The 16,691-nt window shown below is 71.5% G+C and carries 14 protein-coding genes; 7 read left to right on the top strand and 7 right to left on the bottom strand.

Annotated features, from left to right (window positions below):
- Positions 1 to 80: 80 nt before the first annotated feature.
- Genes ACFPIJ_RS20690 through ACFPIJ_RS20680 form a run of 3 tightly spaced genes read left to right on the top strand, consistent with a single transcriptional unit; the run spans position 81 to position 3,369 of the window.
- On the top strand, positions 81 to 1,493 hold the full coding sequence (locus tag ACFPIJ_RS20690; protein WP_380116783.1) for an RNB domain-containing ribonuclease: 1,413 nt from the start codon (positions 81 to 83) through the stop codon (positions 1,491 to 1,493).
- The gene (gene npdG, locus ACFPIJ_RS20685; protein ID WP_380116782.1) at positions 1,490 to 2,182 is read left to right on the top strand and encodes an NADPH-dependent F420 reductase; all 693 of its coding nucleotides are present in this window, start codon (positions 1,490 to 1,492) and stop codon (positions 2,180 to 2,182) included. Before ACFPIJ_RS20690 ends, npdG begins: the two co-directional genes overlap by 4 nt.
- On the top strand, positions 2,179 to 3,369 hold the full coding sequence (locus ACFPIJ_RS20680; protein ID WP_380116781.1) for a cytochrome P450: 1,191 nt from the start codon (positions 2,179 to 2,181) through the stop codon (positions 3,367 to 3,369). Before npdG ends, ACFPIJ_RS20680 begins: the two co-directional genes overlap by 4 nt.
- A 79-nt stretch (positions 3,370 to 3,448) precedes the next feature.
- On the opposite strand, the gene panB is transcribed toward ACFPIJ_RS20680, so the two are convergent.
- Entirely contained in the window at positions 3,449 to 4,279 is an 831-nt protein-coding gene (panB, locus tag ACFPIJ_RS20675; RefSeq protein WP_380116780.1) for a 3-methyl-2-oxobutanoate hydroxymethyltransferase, read from the bottom strand.
- A 198-nt stretch (positions 4,280 to 4,477) separates the two neighbouring features.
- On the bottom strand, positions 4,478 to 6,199 hold the full coding sequence (locus ACFPIJ_RS20670) for an NAD+ synthase (protein ID WP_380116779.1): 1,722 nt from the start codon (positions 6,197 to 6,199) through the stop codon (positions 4,478 to 4,480).
- A 155-nt stretch (positions 6,200 to 6,354) separates the two neighbouring features.
- On the opposite strand from ACFPIJ_RS20670, the gene glnA (ACFPIJ_RS20665) reads away from it, so the two are divergent.
- Entirely contained in the window at positions 6,355 to 7,707 is a 1,353-nt protein-coding gene (gene glnA, locus ACFPIJ_RS20665) for a type I glutamate--ammonia ligase (RefSeq protein ID WP_380116778.1), read from the top strand.
- 1 nt (position 7,708) lies between these two features.
- On the opposite strand, the gene ACFPIJ_RS20660 is transcribed toward glnA (ACFPIJ_RS20665), so the two are convergent.
- From ACFPIJ_RS20660 to ACFPIJ_RS20650, 3 genes are all read right to left on the bottom strand, one after another.
- Entirely contained in the window at positions 7,709 to 8,371 is a 663-nt protein-coding gene (locus ACFPIJ_RS20660) for a ferredoxin reductase (protein ID WP_380116777.1), read from the bottom strand.
- 101 nt (positions 8,372 to 8,472) lie between these two features.
- Positions 8,473 to 9,072, bottom strand: coding sequence for a sulfite oxidase-like oxidoreductase (locus tag ACFPIJ_RS20655; RefSeq protein ID WP_380116776.1), 600 nt, complete (start codon positions 9,070 to 9,072; stop codon positions 8,473 to 8,475).
- A gap of 76 nt (positions 9,073 to 9,148) precedes the next feature.
- The gene (locus tag ACFPIJ_RS20650) at positions 9,149 to 10,048 is read right to left on the bottom strand and encodes a S66 peptidase family protein (protein WP_380116841.1); all 900 of its coding nucleotides are present in this window, start codon (positions 10,046 to 10,048) and stop codon (positions 9,149 to 9,151) included.
- A gap of 48 nt (positions 10,049 to 10,096) precedes the next feature.
- On the opposite strand from ACFPIJ_RS20650, the gene ACFPIJ_RS20645 reads away from it, so the two are divergent.
- Together ACFPIJ_RS20645 and ACFPIJ_RS20640 are read left to right on the top strand one after the other, a co-directional pair.
- Positions 10,097 to 10,897, top strand: a complete 801-nt coding sequence (locus ACFPIJ_RS20645) for a type 1 glutamine amidotransferase (RefSeq protein WP_380116775.1) — start codon at positions 10,097 to 10,099, stop codon at positions 10,895 to 10,897.
- Positions 10,897 to 13,791 (top strand): bifunctional [glutamine synthetase] adenylyltransferase/[glutamine synthetase]-adenylyl-L-tyrosine phosphorylase, encoded by a 2,895-nt coding sequence (locus ACFPIJ_RS20640; protein WP_380116774.1) that lies wholly within the window; start codon positions 10,897 to 10,899, stop codon positions 13,789 to 13,791. The genes ACFPIJ_RS20645 and ACFPIJ_RS20640 overlap by 1 nt, the downstream gene beginning before the upstream one ends.
- A 220-nt stretch (positions 13,792 to 14,011) precedes the next feature.
- On the opposite strand, the gene glnA (ACFPIJ_RS20635) is transcribed toward ACFPIJ_RS20640, so the two are convergent.
- Positions 14,012 to 15,436 carry a type I glutamate--ammonia ligase gene (gene glnA, locus ACFPIJ_RS20635; RefSeq protein WP_380116773.1) on the bottom strand — a complete coding sequence of 475 codons (1,425 nt, stop codon included), beginning with the start codon at positions 15,434 to 15,436 and terminating at the stop codon, positions 14,012 to 14,014.
- Between the two features lie 181 nt (positions 15,437 to 15,617).
- Here glnA (ACFPIJ_RS20635) and ACFPIJ_RS20630 point away from each other — a divergent pair, with 181 nt between their 5' ends.
- Positions 15,618 to 15,983, top strand: coding sequence for an RDD family protein (locus ACFPIJ_RS20630; protein WP_380116772.1), 366 nt, complete (start codon positions 15,618 to 15,620; stop codon positions 15,981 to 15,983).
- An 8-nt stretch (positions 15,984 to 15,991) separates the two neighbouring features.
- Here the strand turns inward: ACFPIJ_RS20630 and ACFPIJ_RS20625 are convergent, their stop codons facing one another.
- The gene (locus ACFPIJ_RS20625; RefSeq protein ID WP_327009041.1) at positions 15,992 to 16,690 is read right to left on the bottom strand and encodes a DUF4191 domain-containing protein; all 699 of its coding nucleotides are present in this window, start codon (positions 16,688 to 16,690) and stop codon (positions 15,992 to 15,994) included.
- Position 16,691: the final 1 nt, after the last annotated feature.

Here is a 16,691-nt window from a genome sequence, read left to right as displayed (position 1 = left end):
GCACAGGCACCATCGGCGGCGCTGCGGTCCACTGGACCGCGGCGCCGCCGCTTTTTGCGGTGCCGGTGTAAGACTGTGCCGTGGCCTTACGACGTATCCGAGCCGCCCGCATCGACTTCTCCGGGCTGCGCCGAGAGCTCGACCTGCCCACCGCGTTCCCCGAGGCGGCCGACCGGGAGGCCGAGGCCGCCGCGAAGGACCGGCACGGGGACCGCGAGGACCGCACCGCGCTGGAGTTCGTGACGATCGACCCGCCGACGTCCAAGGACCTCGACCAGGCGTTGCTGCTGCAAAAGCAGGACGGCGGCTACCGGGTGTCCTACGCGATCGCCGACGTCGCCGCGTTCACGAGCGCGGCGCCCGCGATCGAAGCCGAGAGCTGGCGGCGGGGGCAGACGGTGTACCTGCCCGACGGCAAGGTGCCGCTGCACCCGGCGGTGCTCAGTGAGGGCGCCGCGAGCCTCCTGCCGGACCAGGACCGGCCCGCCGTCGTGTGGACCATCGACCTCGACGAGCACGGCGCGACGACGGGCGTCGACGTCCGGCGGGCCACCGTGCGCAGCCGGGCGAAGCTCAACTACGAGCAGGTCCAGCGCGACGTCGACGGGGGCACCCCGCACCCGTCGGTCGCGCTGTTGCCGGAGATCGGGCGGCTCCTCGTCAAGAGGGGCCTCGAGCGGGGCGCGGTGAACCTGCCGATGCCGGAGCAGGAGATCGAGCCCGACGGCGACGGCTGGCGGCTCGAGATCCGGGGACCGGTGCCGGTCGAGGAGTTCAACGCGCAGATCTCGCTGCTGACCGGGATGGCCGCCGCGCAGATCATGCTCAAGCACGGCATCGGGCTGCTGCGCACCATGCCGCCGCCGGCGGAGGAGGCGGTGCGCCGACTGCGGCTGGCGGCGCAGGCGCTGCGCCTGGACTGGCCCGCTGGAAAAGGTCCTGGCGAGGTCATCGCGGGGCTCGACCCGATGGAGCCGCGGGCGGCGGCGCTCATCGACCAGGCCGCGGAGATGATGCGCGGCGCCGGCTACACCCCGTTCGACGGGCAGGTGCCGGAGCAGCCGCTGCACGGCGCCGTGGCGGCCCCGTACGCCCACGTGACAGCCCCGCTGCGCCGCCTCGCCGACCGGTACGTCACCGAGGTGTGCCTCGCCCTGCACAACGGGACCACGGTGCCGCAGTGGGCGCGGGAGGCGTTGCCGCGGCTGCCGGAGGTGATGAGCCGCACCGACCGGGTCGCCAACGCCGCCGAGCGCGGCGCCGTCGACCTGGTGGAGGCGGTGCTGCTGCAGCACCGCATCGGTGAGGAGTTCGACGCCGCGGTGCTCGACGTGGACAAGCACCGCGCGGACATCGCCCTGGACGAGCCGCCGGTGCGGGCGCGGTGCGAGGGTGAGGGGCTCCCGCTGGGGGAGCGGATCCGGGTCAAACTCACCGAGGCGGACCCCACCCACCGCAAGGTGCTCTTCCACACGGTAAGACTTGAGTCATGAGCTACGAGCAGATCGAACTGCCCGACGTGTCGGCGCTGCGGGTGGGCATCATCGGTGGCACCGGGCCGCAGGGCCGCGGCCTCGCATACCGGTTCGCCCGGGCCGGGCTGCAGGTGCTGGTCGGGTCGCGCTCGACCGAACGCGGTGCGCAGGCGGCGGAGGAGCTCAACGCGCTGCCCGGCGTCACCAGGAACGCCGAGGGCGGCGACAACGCGTTCGCCTGCCAGGCCGACGTGGTCGTGATCGCGGTGCCGTGGGAAGGGCACGCGGCGACCCTCGCGGAGCTGGCGCCGCTCCTCGTCCAGAACAAGATCGTGGTCGACTGCGTGAACCCGCTCGGGTTCGACAAGCAGGGGCCCTACGCGCTGCGGGTCGAGGAGGGCAGCGCCGCCGAGCAGGCCGCGACGCTGCTGCCGGAGGCGCGGGTGTGCGCCGCGTTCCACCACGTCAGCGCGGCGCTGCTGACCGACCCGGAGATCGAGAAGATCGACCTGGACGTGCTGGTCCTCGGCGACGACCGGGACGCGGCCGCGCAGGTGCAGGCCATCGCCCAGCGGGTCGAGGGGATGCGGGGCGTGTTCGCCGGCCGGCTGCGCAACGCGGGGCAGGTCGAGGCGCTCACGGCCAACCTGATCGCGATCAACAAGCGCTACAAGGTGCACGCCGGCGTGCGGGTGACGGACCTGTGAGCACGTTCGACCCGTGGTCGCCGGCGTTCGTCGCGCACCCGTACGAGGCGTACCGCCGGCTGCGGGAGCACGACCCGGTCAGCTGGTTCGAGCCGAGCGGCCAGTTCCTGGTGTCGCGGCACGAGGACGTCAACGCGCTGCTGCGGGACCGCCGGCTGGGCCGCACCTACCTGCACGTCGCCACGCACGAGGAGATGGGCCGCACCGCCCCGCCGGCGCAGGACGAGCCGTTCTGGAAGCTCAACAACAACGGCATGCTGGACCGGGAGCCGCCGGACCACACCCGGCTGCGGCGGCTCGTGTCGCAGGCGTTCACGCCGCGGCGGGTCGAGGCCCTGCGGCCGGTGGTGCAGCGCCTCGCCGACGGACTGGTCGACGCGTTCGTCGCCAAGGGCGGCGGGGACCTGATCGAGGAGGTCGCCGAGCCGCTGCCGGTGACCGTCATCGCGGAGCTGCTGGGCGTCCCCGAGGCGGACCGGCACCTGCTGCGGCCCTGGTCGGCGGCGATCTGCGGGATGTACGAGCTGAACCCGTCCCGGGACACGGCGGCTGCGGCGGTCCGCGCCGCCGAGGAATTCTCCGACTACCTGCGCGGGCTGGCCCGGCGCCGGGCCGCCGATCCGCAGGACGACCTGGTCAGCGCCCTCGCGGCGGTCGAGGGGCTGAGCGAGGACGAGCTCATCGGCACCTGCGTGCTGCTGCTCAACGCCGGGCATGAGGCCACCGTCAATGTGACGGGCAACGGCTGGTGGGCCCTGTTCCGCAATCCCGATCAACTGCAAAAACTTCGGACAAACGCGGCGTTGGTACCGGTGGCAATCGAGGAACTGATGCGCTTCGACACGCCACTGCAGATGTTCGAACGATGGGTCCTTGAGGACATCGAGCTGCACGGCCACACGATCCGCAAAGGGCAGGAGGTCGCGCTGCTGTTCGGCTCCGCCAACCACGACCCGGCCGTGTTCGCCGACCCGGAGCACCTCGACATCGAGCGCCGCGACAACCCGCACATCTCCTTCGGCGCCGGCATCCACTACTGCCTGGGCGCCCCCCTCGCGCGGATCGAGCTCGTCGCGTCGTTCGGCGCGCTGCTGGCCAAGGCCCCCGGGCTGCGCCTGGAGCGGGAACCGCAGTGGAAGCCCGGCTACGTGATCAGGGGCCTCGAACGGCTCGACGTGTCGATCTGAGAACGGTCCGGCCCCAGCCGCCGCGACCCAGCTGGCGCAGGACCTGCGCCAGCTGGTCTCACCCTCGAGTTCCAGCGGTTCAGAAGGTGTGTTCCTGGGCCGGGAAGACACCGGAGCGCACCTCGTCGGCGAACGCGCGGGTGGCGTCGCCGAGCGCGCCGGCCAGGTCCGCGTACGCCTTCACGAACCGCGGCGCCTTCCCCGTGCGCAGCCCAGCCATGTCCTGCCAGACGAGCACCTGGGCGTCGGTCTCCGCGCCGGCCCCGATGCCGATCGTGGGGATCCGCAGCTCGTGCGTGACGCGCTTGGCGACCTCGCCCGGCACCATCTCCAGGACCACCGCGAACGCGCCGGCCTCCGCGACCGCGTGCGCGTCGGCGATCACCTCGTCGGCGGCGTCACCGCGGCCCTGCACCCGGAACCCACCGATCGCGTGCTCGCTCTGCGGCGTGAACCCGATGTGCGCCATCACCGGGATGCCGGCCCCGGTCAGTGCGGCGATCTGCGGCGCGACCCGCACCCCGCCCTCCAGCTTGACGGCGTGGCAGCCGCCCTCCTTCATGAACCGCACGCCGGTGCGCAGCGCCTGCACCGGCCCCTCCTCGTACGACCCGAACGGCAGGTCCCCGACGACGAGCGCCCGGCGGGTGGAGCGGACGACCGCCCGCACCAGCGGCAGCAGCTCGTCCTCGGTCACGGAGACCGTCGAGGCGTAGCCGTACACGTTGTTGGCGGCGGAGTCGCCGACCAGCAGGACCGGGATTCCGGCCTCGTCGAAGATGCCGGCCGTGTACTGGTCGTACGACGTCAGCATCGGCCACCGCTCACCCCGCTCCTTGGCGGCGAGCAGGTCCCTGGTGCGCACCCGGCGGTTGACGGCACCGCCGTACAGCGACTGGACTTCGGACATCAGTGTCCTCCTTCGGGTTCCTCGAGGCCCCTGATCCGGGGTCCCCGGGCCTTACACCCCGATGGTCGCACCGCACCCCGCCGCCCGGCACTGTGCATGCGAAATGTCACTGCGCCACTGACCCGTGATCCGGAAGACCCTGTGCAGCCCTGGGTGCATGAAGTCTTCCGGATCACGGAAAGCGACGCCGGCAGCCGGTCAGCTGCCTTCGCGGAACCTGTTCGTGATGGGCAGGCGGCGGTCGCGGCCGAAGGCCTTGATGGAGATCTTGGTGCCCGGGGCGGACTGGCGGCGCTTGTACTCGGCGAGGTCGACCATCCGCAGCGTCCTGTCGACCACGGCCGGGTCGTGCCCGGCGGCGACCAGGTCGTCGCGGCCGAGGTCGCCGTCGACGTAGCCAGCGAGGATCGCGTCGAGGACCTCGTAGTCGGGCAGCGAGTCCGCGTCGAGCTGGCCGGGGCGAAGCTCGGCGCTCGGCGGCTTGGTGATCGACCGCTCCGGGATCGGCGGCACGTCGCCGCGGCGTTCGGCCTCCTCGTTGCGCCAGCGGGCGAGCTTCCAGACGAGGGTCTTCGGCACGTCCTTGAGCGGGTTGAAGGCGCCCACCGAGTCGCCGTACAACGTGGAATACCCGACCGCCAGCTCGCTCTTGTTGCCCGTGGTCAGGACGAGCGGGCCCTCCTGGTTGGAGATCGCCATCATGATCACGCCGCGGACGCGGGCCTGGAGGTTCTCCACGGCGAGGCCGGACAGGGCCATGTTGGCGAGGAAGCCGTCGACCATCGGCTGGATCGGCTCGACCCGGTAGTCCAGGCCGGTCCGGCGGGCCATGTCCTCGGCGTCGTCCTTGGAGTGCTGCGAGGAGTGCCCGCTGGGCAGCGACACCGCGACCACGTTGGCGGGGCCGAGCGCGTCGCAGGCGATGGCGGTGACGACGGCGGAGTCGATGCCGCCGGACAGGGCGATCGCGACGCCGCGGAAGCCGTTCTTGCGCACGTAGTCGCGCAGGCCCAGGACCAGCGCCTGCCAGATCTCGGCCTCGTCGGTGACCCGGGCGGCGATCTCCGGCGCGGGCGCCGGCTGGTCGCTGTCCACCACGCTGTCGGAGATCAGGACGTTGACGACCCGCAGCTCGGCGCCGGCCACGACGGGCGGGACCGGCGCGGCGGCCGGCAGGTCCAGGTCGAGGACCATGAGCTGCTCGGCGAACTGCTGCGCCCGGGCGATCAGCGAGCCGTCGGGGCGCACCACCATCGAGTCGCCGTCGAAGACCAGCTCGTCCTGGGCGCCGACGGTGTTGACGTAGGCGACGGTGGCCCGGGCCTCCGCGGCCCGGCGGGCGACGAGGGCGAGCCGGGTGTCGTCCTTGTTCAGCTCATACGGCGAGCCGTTGATGTTGACGACCAGCCCGACCCCGGCGAGGGCCGCGACGGCGAACGGGCCGCCCTCCTGCCAGAGGTCCTCACAGATGGTGAGGGCGATGTCGACGCCGCCGACCCGGATGACGGTCAGCGTGTCACCCGGCTCGAAGTAGCGGTCCTCGTCGAAGACGCCGTAGTTGGGCAGGTGGTGCTTGAAGTAGGTGGCGACCTGCGTGCCGCGGTGCAGCACGGCGAGGGCGTTGCGCGGGCCGACCTCGTCGGCGTCGAGGTAGCCGACGATGACGACGGTGTCGCCGAGACCGTCGGAGGCGAGCTGCGCGGCGAGGTCGTCGACGGCGCGCTTGGACGCGGCCACGAACGACCGGCGGAATACCAGGTCCTCGACCGGGTAGCCGGTCAGCATCATCTCCGGGAACGCCACCACGTGGGCGCCGGCACCGGCGGCCTTGCTGGTCCAGCCGTGCACCAGGGACGAGTTGCCGGTGAGGTCTCCGACGGTCGGGTCGATCTGGGCGAGCGCGAGTCGCAACCGGGGCATACCCCAAGTGTGGACCAAGCCCGGCACGGGTGCTCCTGTGACGTTCACTCCAGTGCCGGGTGAGATGGGCAGGTCCGGTAACTTGTGCGTAACACCTTCGGGCAAGACTTGCCCGAATTAGGCCCGTAGACACCGCAGCTCGTGGGGGAACCACCGTGGACCGTCAGCAGGAGTTCGTGCTCCGGACGCTCGAAGAGCGGGACATCCGCTTCGTCCGTCTCTGGTTCACCGACGTCCTTGGCACGTTGAAGAGCGTCTCGGTCGCGCCGGCCGAGCTCGAGTCGGCGTTCGAGGAGGGCATCGGCTTCGACGGCTCGGCGATCGAGGGCTTCGCCCGGGTCTACGAGTCGGACATGGTCGCCATGCCGGACCCGACGACGTTCCAGGTGTTCCCGTTCGAGGGGGGCATGTCGGGGGAGAGCGCCCGCATGTTCTGCGACATCACCCTGCCGGACGGTTCGCCGTCCTGGGCGGACCCGCGCCACGTGCTGCGCCGGGCGCTGTCGCGGGCGGCGGAGAAGGGGTTCACCTTCTACACCCACCCCGAGATCGAGTTCTTCCTGCTCGAGTCGCTGGGTGAGCACGGGTCGCTGCCGGTCCCGGTCGACACCGGCGGCTACTTCGACCACACCACCCACGCCGTGGCCCGCGACTTCCGCCGCCAGGCGGTCCTCGCCCTGGAGCGGATCGGCATCTCGGTCGAGTTCAGCCACCACGAGGTCGCGCCCGGCCAGCAGGAGATCGACCTGCGCTACGCGGACGCGCTGACCACCGCCGACAACATCATGACGTTCCGGCACGTCATCAAGGAGGTCGCGCTCTCCCACGGGGTGCACGCCACCTTCATGCCGAAGCCGTTCACCGACCAGCCGGGCAGCGGCATGCACACGCACCTGTCGCTGTTCGAGGGGGAGCGCAACGCGTTCCACGACGCCAGCGACCCGATGAAGCTGTCGAAGGTCGGCCAGGCGTTCATCGCCGGCCTGCTGGTGCACGCGCGGGAGTACACCGCGATCACCAACCAGTGGGTCAACTCCTACAAGCGGCTCTTCCCGCAGACGCTGCCGAACCGGATCACCGAGTCCCCGGCGTATGTCTGCTGGGGCCACACCAACCGCTCCGCCCTGGTGCGGGTGCCGGCCTACGGCAAGCCCAACTCGGCCCGCGTCGAGGTCCGCTCGCTGGACTCGGCCAGCAACCCCTACCTGGCCTACGCGGTCATGCTCGGCGCCGGCCTGCGCGGCATCGAGCAGGGCTACGAGCTGCCGCCGGGCGCCGAGGACGACGTGTGGGCGCTCACCGACGGCGAGCGGCGCGCCGCCGGCTACGAGTCGCTGCCGGAGAACCTGTCGCAGGCGGTCGACGCGATGGCCGGCTCCGAGCTGGTCGCGGAGATCCTCGGCGAGCACGTCTTCGACTTCTTCCTGAAGAACAAGCGCACCGAGTGGGAAGAGTACCGCCGGGTCGTCACCCCCTTCGAGCGCGAGCGCTACCTGGGGATCATGTAGGTCAGCCGAAGCGCTCGGTCTTGATGCCTCTGGCGTCGTGGCCGAGCGCCACCATGATGTCCGCGACCGTCTCCACGAAGCCGGTCGGCCCGCACACGTAGACCGCCGGCGCGAAGTCGGCCGGCCACGCGTGCGTGTTGACGTCGGCGACGCCGATCCGGGAGCCGCGGACCCTGGTGTAGACGTATTCGACGTCGAGGCCGCGGTCGTCGCGGGCCCGCTGCCGCAGCTCGTCGGCGTAGATGACGTCCTGCGGGGTGCGCACCGAGTAGAGCAGCCGGAACGGGGTCCGGACCCCGTGCTCGGCCCGCGACCGGATCATCGCCATCAGCGGCACGATCCCGGAGCCGCCCGCGATGAGCTGGACCGGCGCCGGGTCGGTGGGCCGCCACACGAACCAGCCGCCGATCGGCCCGCGCAGCTCAACGGGCTGGCCGATGTCGTAAATATCCGTTAAAAACGGACTCACCTCACCGTCGTCGAGCCGCTGCACGGTGATCGACAACCCGGACGCCGACGCGATCGAGTAACTGCGCTGCGCCGTGTAGCCGTCTTCCGCGGTCAGCCGCACGTCGACGTGCTGGCCCGGCAGGTGCCCGGGCCAGTCGGGAACGTCAAAGGTCAATGTCCGTGCCGTCGGCGTCTCGAACGAGGCTGCCTGCAAAACAGCCTTCTGCCAGGTCAGTCGCCCTCCGCTGCGCTCCGGCCGCCTGACCTCCCGGCTGTGCTCCTGCTGAACAGCCTCTCCGCTTCGCTCCGGGCCGTTCAGTCGCCCTGGTACCGCTGCTCGCGCCATGGGTCTCCGTAGTCGTGGTAACCGGCCTGCTCCCAGAACCCCGGCTCGTCCTCCAGCATCAGCCGCAGCCCGTGCACCCACTTCGCCGACTTCCAGAAGTACAGATGCGGCACCAGCAGCCGGGCCGGCCCGCCGTGCTCGGGCGTCAGGGGCTCGTCGTCGTAGCGGTACGCCACCCACGCCTTGCCGTCCAGGAGGTCCTCGAGCGGCAGGTTGGTGGTGTACCCGTCGTAGGAGTGTGCCATCACGAAGTCCGCGGCCGACTCGACGTCCTCCATGAGCGTGTCGATCGCCACGCCCCGCCAGCCGGTCTGCAGCTTCGACCACTTGGTGACGCAGTGGATGTCGACGGTCACGTCCTCGTGCGGCAGCGCGGTGAACTCCGCCCACGTCCACTTCGTCTGCGCGCCCGCCTCGGTGGTGATCACGAACTCCCACCGGTCCGTGTTGAGGCGGGGCGTCGGCCCGGCGGACAGGACGGGGAAATCGTGCGCGAGATACTGCCCGGGCGGCAGGTCCGGCTCCTGTTGCCGCCGCCGCCCGCCGAACCCGGTGGTCACGAAACTCATGCCGTCGCCTCGCTTCGCTCACCGGCGTCATGAGCGCCAAGTCCACGCTGCAACATGATTCGCTCGCTCCGCTCACTCATGGGCCCAATCCTGCCTCAGCGCTGTTTCCGATCTCATCCGTCAGACGACTGGTGAGGCAGCCCACGTGCACGTCCAGGACCGCCGGCGCGCCCAGCACCACGGTCTCCTGCCCGACCCCGTGCCCGATCCGCAGCCCGCCCAGCACCGGCACCCCCAGTCCGCCGAGGTGCTCCCGCAGCACGTCCACCACGGTCGTGGGCCCGGCGCCCGTGCACTCGGTGAACTGCCCGACCGCGACCCCCGCCACCCCGTCGAGGACGCCGGCCCGTCGCAGGTGCGTAAGCATCCGGTCGACCCGGTAGGGCGCCTCACCCACATCCTCGATGAGCAGGATTTTTCCGGAAAAGTCAGGCATGTCCGGGGTGCCGACCGTGCTGGCGAGCATCGAAAGGTTCCCGCCCAGCAGCACCCCTCGCACGACCGGCCCGGGCACCGTCACGGCGCTCGTCTCCTCATTTCGGGTGGTGTACGACCTCAGCGGGCCCGACGTGAACAACGCCTCCCGCAGCGACGACGCCGACTCCGCCGGGAGCCGGTCGTCGAACCATGCCGCACCCGGCCCGTGCACACTCGGCCACCCGCCGCGCCGCCACACCGCCAGCTGCAGCGCCGTGATGTCGGAGAACCCCACGAGGTGCTTCGGGGCACCCGGCCGCACCCGGTCGACGATGCGCTGGGCGCCGTAGCCACCCCTCGTACACACGACCGCCTTTGTCTCTGGATCTTCGAGGGCCGCGTTGAGGTCGCGGAGCCGGTCCTCGTCGTGACCCGCCAGGTAGCCGGCCCGGTCGAACACGTGCCGCCCCACCCGCACGTCCAGCCCCCAACTCGACAGCAGCTCGACACCGCGGGCCACCCGCTCCGGGACGGTCGGCCCCGACGGCGACACGAGCATGACGGCATCCCCGGCCTTCAACGCTTCCACGGTCGTTATTGTCGGGTCGTGACGATCGAAGGGTCCCCGCGGGGACGGGTGGCGCTCGTGGTGGAGAACGACCCCAGCGACGGGCCGGGACGCCTCGCCGGCTGGCTCACCGGCGGCGGCCTCGAACTGGCCGTGGTGCGCCCCCACGCCGGCGACCCGCTGCCCGCCGACCTGGACGGCTACGCCGCGCTCGTCGTCCTCGGCGGCGAGCAGGACGCGTTCGCCGACGCCGACGGGCAGCGGGCCGCGCCGTGGTTCGCCCAGCTCGACGGCCTGCTGCGCAAGGCGGTCCGGCACAAGGTGCCGACACTCGCGATCTGCCTCGGCGCGCAACTGCTCGCCCAGGCACACGGCGGCACCGTCGAACGCAGCGCCGCCGGCCCCGAGATCGGGGTGCGCCTCGTCGCCCGCCGCGACGTCGCCGACAACGACCCGGTCTTCGCCGCGGTGCCGTTCGCCCCCGACGTGCTGCACTGGCACCACGACGAGATCGTCGAGCTGCCGGTCACCGCGACCCTCCTCGCCGCCTCCACGCACTACCCGGTGCAGGCGTTCCGGATCGGCGCCGTCGCCTGGGGGCTGCAGTTCCACATCGAATGCGACCTGCCGATGTTCGCGCAGTGGGCGATCGAGGGCGTCGGCACCCTCGGCGACCTCGGCATCGACCCGATCGAGCTGCTCGAGAGCGTCGAGGCGGCCCTCGACGACGTGGCCGAGGTGTGGCAGCCGTTCGCGGAACGGTTCGCCGCGATCGCCCTCGGCCGGGTCCCGCGCGGCGACGGCGGCCTGCGGTCCCTGCCGCTGCTGGGGCCCGCCTGATGCCCCCCGCCGGCCACCTCGCCCGGTTCGGGTTCACCGACGACACCCGCTCCTCTGCCCTCGCCGGGCCCGACGGCCTGCGCCTGTGGGACCCGGAGGCCCGCCGCCCCGCCGACGACGACGCCGCGACGCTGCTCGAGACGCTGTACTTCGCCGCCGACCCCGACCTGGCGCTGTTCCAGCTGCACCGGCTGGTCGAGGTCGCCGGCGACGAGGTCCGCGAGGCCGTCCTCACCGACCGTCTGGTCCGCCGGCGGCTCATCGGGGTGCTCGGCGTGTCCGCGACCCTCGGTGACCTGCTCGTGTCCAACCCCGCGGACTGGAAGGAACTGCAGGGCGAGCAGAACAAGCGCCCGGCCGGCTACAGCACCCGCGACGTGACCACGGTGCCGCTGCTGCGCGACGGGTACCGGCGGGAGCTCCTGCGCATCGTCGCGGCCGACCTGACCGGGGCTGCCGACGTCGACGTCACGATGCGCCGCCTGACCGAACTCGCCGACGCGACCCTCGCCGCCGCGCTGGCGATCGCCTCCGCCGAGCATCCGCTGCTGGCCGGCAGCTGCACCCTCGCGGTGGTCGCGATGGGCAAGTGCGGCGGCCTCGAACTCAACTACGTCAGCGACGTCGACGTCGTGTACGTCGCCGAGCCCCACGACGGCATCGACGTCGAGGTCGCGATGCGGGCCGGCAGCACCCTCGCCGCCCGGCTCATGGAGATCTGCGGCTTCGTCGCGTGGCCCGTCGACGCCGCCCTGCGCCCCGAGGGCAGCCGCGGCGCGCTCGTGCGGACCGTCGCCTCACACCTCGCGTACTACCGCAAATGGGCCAAGACCTGGGAGTTCCAGGCTCTGCTGAAGGCCCGGCCCGCCGCCGGCGACCTGGCCCTCGGCGCCCGCTGGCTGCAGGAACTGCAGCCGCTCATCTGGTCCGCCGCCGAGCGCCCCGAAGCCGTCGACGAGGTCCGCGCGATGCGCCGGCGCATCATCGAGCAGATCCCGCGCACCGAGGTCGACCGCGAGATCAAACGCGGCCCCGGCGGCCTGCGCGACATCGAGTTCGCGGTGCAGCTGCTGCAGCTCGTGCACGGCCGCGCCGACGAGTCGCTGCGCACCCCGACCACCATCACCGGCCTGCGCGGCCTCATCGAGGGCGGCTACGTCGGCCTCGCCGACGGCGAGGCGCTGCTGCGGGCGTACCGCTTCCTGCGCACCGTCGAACACCGCCTCCAGCTGCAGCGCCTGCGCCGCACCCACACCGTGCCCGACGACCCCGCCGCCCTGCGCTGGCTCGCCCACGCCCTGAACTACCGGCCCAACGCCGCCCGCGACGCCGTCGAGTCCTTCCGCGCCGACTGGGTCCGCCACGCCCAGGAGGTCCGCCGGCTGCACGCGAAGCTGCTGTACCGGCCGCTGCTCGAAGCCGTCGCCCGCGTCCCCAGCGAGCAGCTGCGGCTCACCGCCACCGCCGCCAAGGCCCGCCTGGAGCTGCTCGGGTTCGCCGACCCGGCCGGCGCGCTGCGCCACATCGAGGCCCTGACCGGCGGCGTGTCCCGGACCGCCGCGATCCAGCGCCAGCTGCTGCCGGTCCTGCTCAGCGAGTTCGCCGACGCCCCCGAACCCGACCGCGGGCTGCTCGCCTACCGGCAGGTGTCCGACAAGCTCGGCAACACCCCCTGGTATCTGCGGCTCCTGCGCGACGAGGGCCCGGTGGCGCTGCGGCTGGCCCGGCTCCTCGCCCTGTCCCGGTACGTCACCGAACTCCTCGTGCACGACCCGGAGGCGCTGCGGCTCCTCGCCGACGACGCCGAACTCGTCCCCCGCACCGCCACGCAACTCGCCGCCCAGTTCGCCGCCGCCGCCGCCCGCCACGACGACCCCGAGACCGCGATCAACGCCGTGCGCGCGTCCCGCCGCCGCGAGCTGTTCCGGATCGCCTGCGCCGACCTGCTCGGCTTCCTCGACGTCTCCGCCGTCGGCGTCGCCCTGTCCGCCGTCATCGACGCCACGCTGCGCGCCACGCTGGACGTCACCGCCGCCGCCGGTCTGGACTTCGCCATCGTCGGCATGGGCCGCCTCGGCGGCGAGGAGACCAGCTACCCCTCCGACGCCGACGTCCTCTTCGTCTACGAACCCCCGCCCGGCCTGGCCGACGACGCCGCCAGCGGGCTCGCCCTCACCGTCGCCGAGGACCTCCGCCGCCTGCTCGCCCGCCCCGCCCCGGACCCGCCACTCGGCGTCGACGCCGACCTGCGCCCCGAGGGCCGCCAGGGCCCCCTGGTGCGCAGCCTCGGCGCCTACCAGCAGTACTACGCCCGCTGGTCGAAGGTCTGGGAGGCGCAGGCCCTGCTCCGGGCCCGGCATGTGGCCGGCTCGGAGGACCTCGGCACCCGCTTCCTCGCCCTCGCCGACACGATGCGCTTCCCCGAGGGCGGCCTCACCCGCGACCAGATCCACGAGATCCGCCGCCTCAAGGCCCGCGTCGACAGCGAACGGCTGCCCCGCGGCGCCGACCCGGCCACCCACACGAAACTCGGCCGTGGCGGCCTCGCCGACGTCGAGTGGACCGTCCAGCTGCTGCAGCTCCAGCACGGCCGCGCCGTGCCCGCGCTGCGCACCACCCGCACCCTGGATGCCCTGTCCGCGGCCACCGAGGCGGGTCTGCTCGACCCCGCCGACGCGGCCGGCCTGCGCGCCGCCTGGGAGCAGGCGTCCCGGATCCGCAACCTGCTGACGCTGGTCCGCGGCCGCGCCACCGACCAGCTGCCGCGGCAGGGCCCGGACCTGGCCGCGGTGGCGAGAATCCTGGGCGGCGTCGAGCCGCAGGAGTTCCTGGACGAGTACCTCCGCGTCGCCCGCCGCGCCCGCCAGGCCGTCGAGCGCATCTTCAGCGCCTAGAGCCCTCCGTCCTCCCCGCCCGCTTCCGTGATCCGGAAGATCTTGTGCACCCCTCGCTACACGAGGTCTTCCGGATCATGGGCGGGCCCGCCCGGCACACGCGAAACGGCGGCCACCCCCGGCTGAGAGCCGGACATGACCGCCGTTGCGTGCGGTGCACCGGAGCTGTTCCCGCGATCGTGTCAGCGGGTCGAGGCCCAGGTCAGAGCGCTGACGCGACTCACACGTCGTAGTACATGGCGAACTCGTGCGGGGTCGGGCGCAGGCGCACCGGGTCGACCTCGTTGGCGCGCTTGTAGGAGATCCAGGTGTCGATCAGGTCCTGGGTGAACACGCCGCCCTCGAGGAGGAAGCCGTGGTCGCCTTCGAGGGAGTTGAGGACCTCGTCGAGCGAGCCGGGGACCTGCTTGACGTTGGCGACCTCCTCCGGCGGAAGGTCGTAGAGGTCCTTGTCGATCGGCGCCGGGGGCTCGATCTTGTTCTTGATGCCGTCCAGGCCGGCCATCAGCATGGAGGCGAAGGCCAGGTAGACGTTGGCCGACGGGTCCGGCACGCGGAACTCGACGCGCTTGGCCTTGGCGTTGGTGCCCGTCACCGGGATACGGGTGCAGGCGGACCGGTTGCGCTGCGAGTAGACCAGGTTGACCGGGGCCTCGTAGCCGGGGACCAGGCGGCGGTAGGAGTTCACCGTCGGGTTGGTGAAGGCGAGCAGCGACGGCGCGTGGTGCAGCAGGCCGCCGATGTACCAGCGGGCCGTGTCGGACAGGCCGCCGTAGCCGGCCTCGTCGTAGAACAGCGGCTCGCCACCCAGCCAGAGGGACTGGTGGGTGTGCATGCCGGAGCCGTTGTCGCCGAAGAGCGGCTTGGGCATGAAGGTCGCGGTCTTGCCGGCGTGCCAGGCGACGTTCTTCACGATGTACTTGAAGAGCTGCAGCTGGTCGCCGGACTGCAGCAGGGTGCCGAACCGGTAGTTGATCTCGGCCTGGCCGGCGGTGCCGACCTCGTGGTGCGAGCGCTCCACGATGAAGCCGGCGCCGATCAGGCGCTGGACGATCTGGTCACGCAGGTCGGCGTAGTGGTCGACCGGCGGGACCGGGAAGTAGCCACCCTTGTAGGCGGTCTTGTAACCCCGGTTGCCGCCCGGCTCGTCCTTGCCGGAGTTCCACCAGCCCTCGACCGAGTCGATGTAGTAGTAGGCCTGGTTGGCCGACGTCTCGTGCCGGATCGAGTCGAAGATGTAGAACTCGGCCTCGGGGCCGAAGTAGGCGGTGTCGGCGATGCCGCTCGACTTGAGGTAGGCCTCCGCCTTCTTCGCCACGTTGCGCGGGTCACGGGAGTACGCCTCACGCGTGAACGGGTCGTGGATGAAGAAGTTGAGCGCCAGGGTCTTCTCGATCCGGAACGGGTCGATGAAGGCCGACGTCACGTCGGGCAGCAGCATCATGTCCGACTCGTGGATCGCCTGGAAGCCACGGATGGACGAGCCGTCGAAGGCGAGGCCGTCGCTGAACACGCTCTCGTCGAACGACTCGGCGGGGACATTGAAGTGCTGCATGACGCCCGGCAGGTCACAGAAGCGAACGTCGACGAAGCGGACGCCCTCGTCCTTCACGTATCGCAGCAGCTCGTCAGAATTGGCGAACACTCGTCCTCCAGGTCGCAGGCAATGCCAGTCGTGGTGATCACTTCAGTGTGAAGGTGGCTGGTTGGTCGCGACCGTAGAACTGTGCGATTGCCCGGGCATGTCTCGATTGTTTCCACTGTGTTTCGGCGCCACCGGTTCGCCCAGATCACCGAGGGGTGATCGGCCGGTAGGCTGACCCGCCGTGGAACTCATCGCGGCATCGCTGTCCAGACGGTTCGGCGCGCTGCTGGTCGACTGGCTGCTGTGCCTGCTCATCAGCAGGGCGTTCGCCGATCCGGTGGAGGCGCCATGGCTCGCGCCCGGCCTCCTGCTGGTGGTGTACGGGCTGTTCCTCGGCTTTTTCGCCCAGACCCTCGGGATGCGCCTCTTCAGCATCCGCTGTGTGTCAATGGCCACAGGCGGGCCGATCGGCGTGCCGAGGGCCATCATGCGGGGTGCGTTGCTGCTGCTGGCCGTGCCGGCGCTGATCATGGACAAGGACGGTCGCGGGTGGCACGACAAAGCCGCCGGCTCGTGGGTGGTGACCACGGCACCGGCGGCCTCGTAGGGGCGGGCTCAGCGCCCGCGCATCGCCTTGAACGCGCCCTTCGGCGGCTTCATGTTCTTGGGCATCGCGCCGCGGGGCATCTGCGGCCGCGCCGACAGGGCGGTGAGCCGCTTGTCGAGCGCGTTGACGTCCTTGCCGGTGATCGTACGCGGCAGCCGGACGAGGGTGTTGCGCAGCTTCGCGAGCGGCAGCTGGCCCTCTTCGTTGCCGATCACGAAGTCGCGCAGGTCGGCGTTGCCGATGACCTTCACCAAGCGGCGGCGCTCCTGGTTGATCAGGCCGCGGACCCGCGACGGATTGCCCTCGCCGAGCAGGATCACGCCGGGCCGGCCGATGACCAGGTGCACCATGTCGAACTGCGTCGTGGAGACGATCGCCGGGGTGACCCGCCAGTCGCCGCGCATGTTCTCGATGATGGAGGCGGCCGCGCCGGGCTGCCCCTCGGCCTCGCGCATCATGGCCTTCTGTGAGCGCAGGTTGAGCACGATGACCGTGCCCAGCAGTGCGGCCAGGACCCCGATCGGCGCCCACACCCAGGACACGCCCAGCGCGACGGCGACGCCGACGGCGATGAGCGGCACGAGGATCACCACCAGGACAAGCGGGACGAACAGCTTGTCGCGCTTGGCGGTGAAGGAGAACACCATGCCGATCTGCTTGAGCCGAGTGAAGAAGGAGACCTTCTCCGGCTCCTGGGCCTTTGCCATA

This window comes from Dactylosporangium cerinum, from assembly GCF_042653625.1.
GTDB classification, from domain to species: Bacteria; Actinomycetota; Actinomycetes; order Mycobacteriales; family Micromonosporaceae; genus Dactylosporangium; species Dactylosporangium cerinum.
This window is presented reverse-complemented; position numbering and strand designations above follow the sequence as displayed.

What these genes read in the sequence shown, in the direction of transcription:
- npdG (WP_380116782.1), top strand. Translation starts at nt 1,490, where the DNA reads ATGAGCTACGAGCAGATCGAACTGCCCGACGTGTCGGCGCTGCGGGTG.
- panB (WP_380116780.1), bottom strand. Translation starts at nt 4,279, where the DNA reads ATGTCCGAAGTCCAGTCGCTGTACGGCGGTGCCGTCAACCGCCGGGTG.
- ACFPIJ_RS20670 (WP_380116779.1), bottom strand. Translation starts at nt 6,199, where the DNA reads ATGCCCCGGTTGCGACTCGCGCTCGCCCAGATCGACCCGACCGTCGGA.
- ACFPIJ_RS20655 (WP_380116776.1), bottom strand. Translation starts at nt 9,072, where the DNA reads ATGAGTTTCGTGACCACCGGGTTCGGCGGGCGGCGGCGGCAACAGGAG.
- ACFPIJ_RS20650 (WP_380116841.1), bottom strand. Translation starts at nt 10,048, where the DNA reads ATGCTCGTGTCGCCGTCGGGGCCGACCGTCCCGGAGCGGGTGGCCCGC.
- ACFPIJ_RS20640 (WP_380116774.1), top strand. Translation starts at nt 10,897, where the DNA reads ATGCCCCCCGCCGGCCACCTCGCCCGGTTCGGGTTCACCGACGACACC.
- ACFPIJ_RS20625 (WP_327009041.1), bottom strand. Translation starts at nt 16,690, where the DNA reads ATGGCAAAGGCCCAGGAGCCGGAGAAGGTCTCCTTCTTCACTCGGCTC.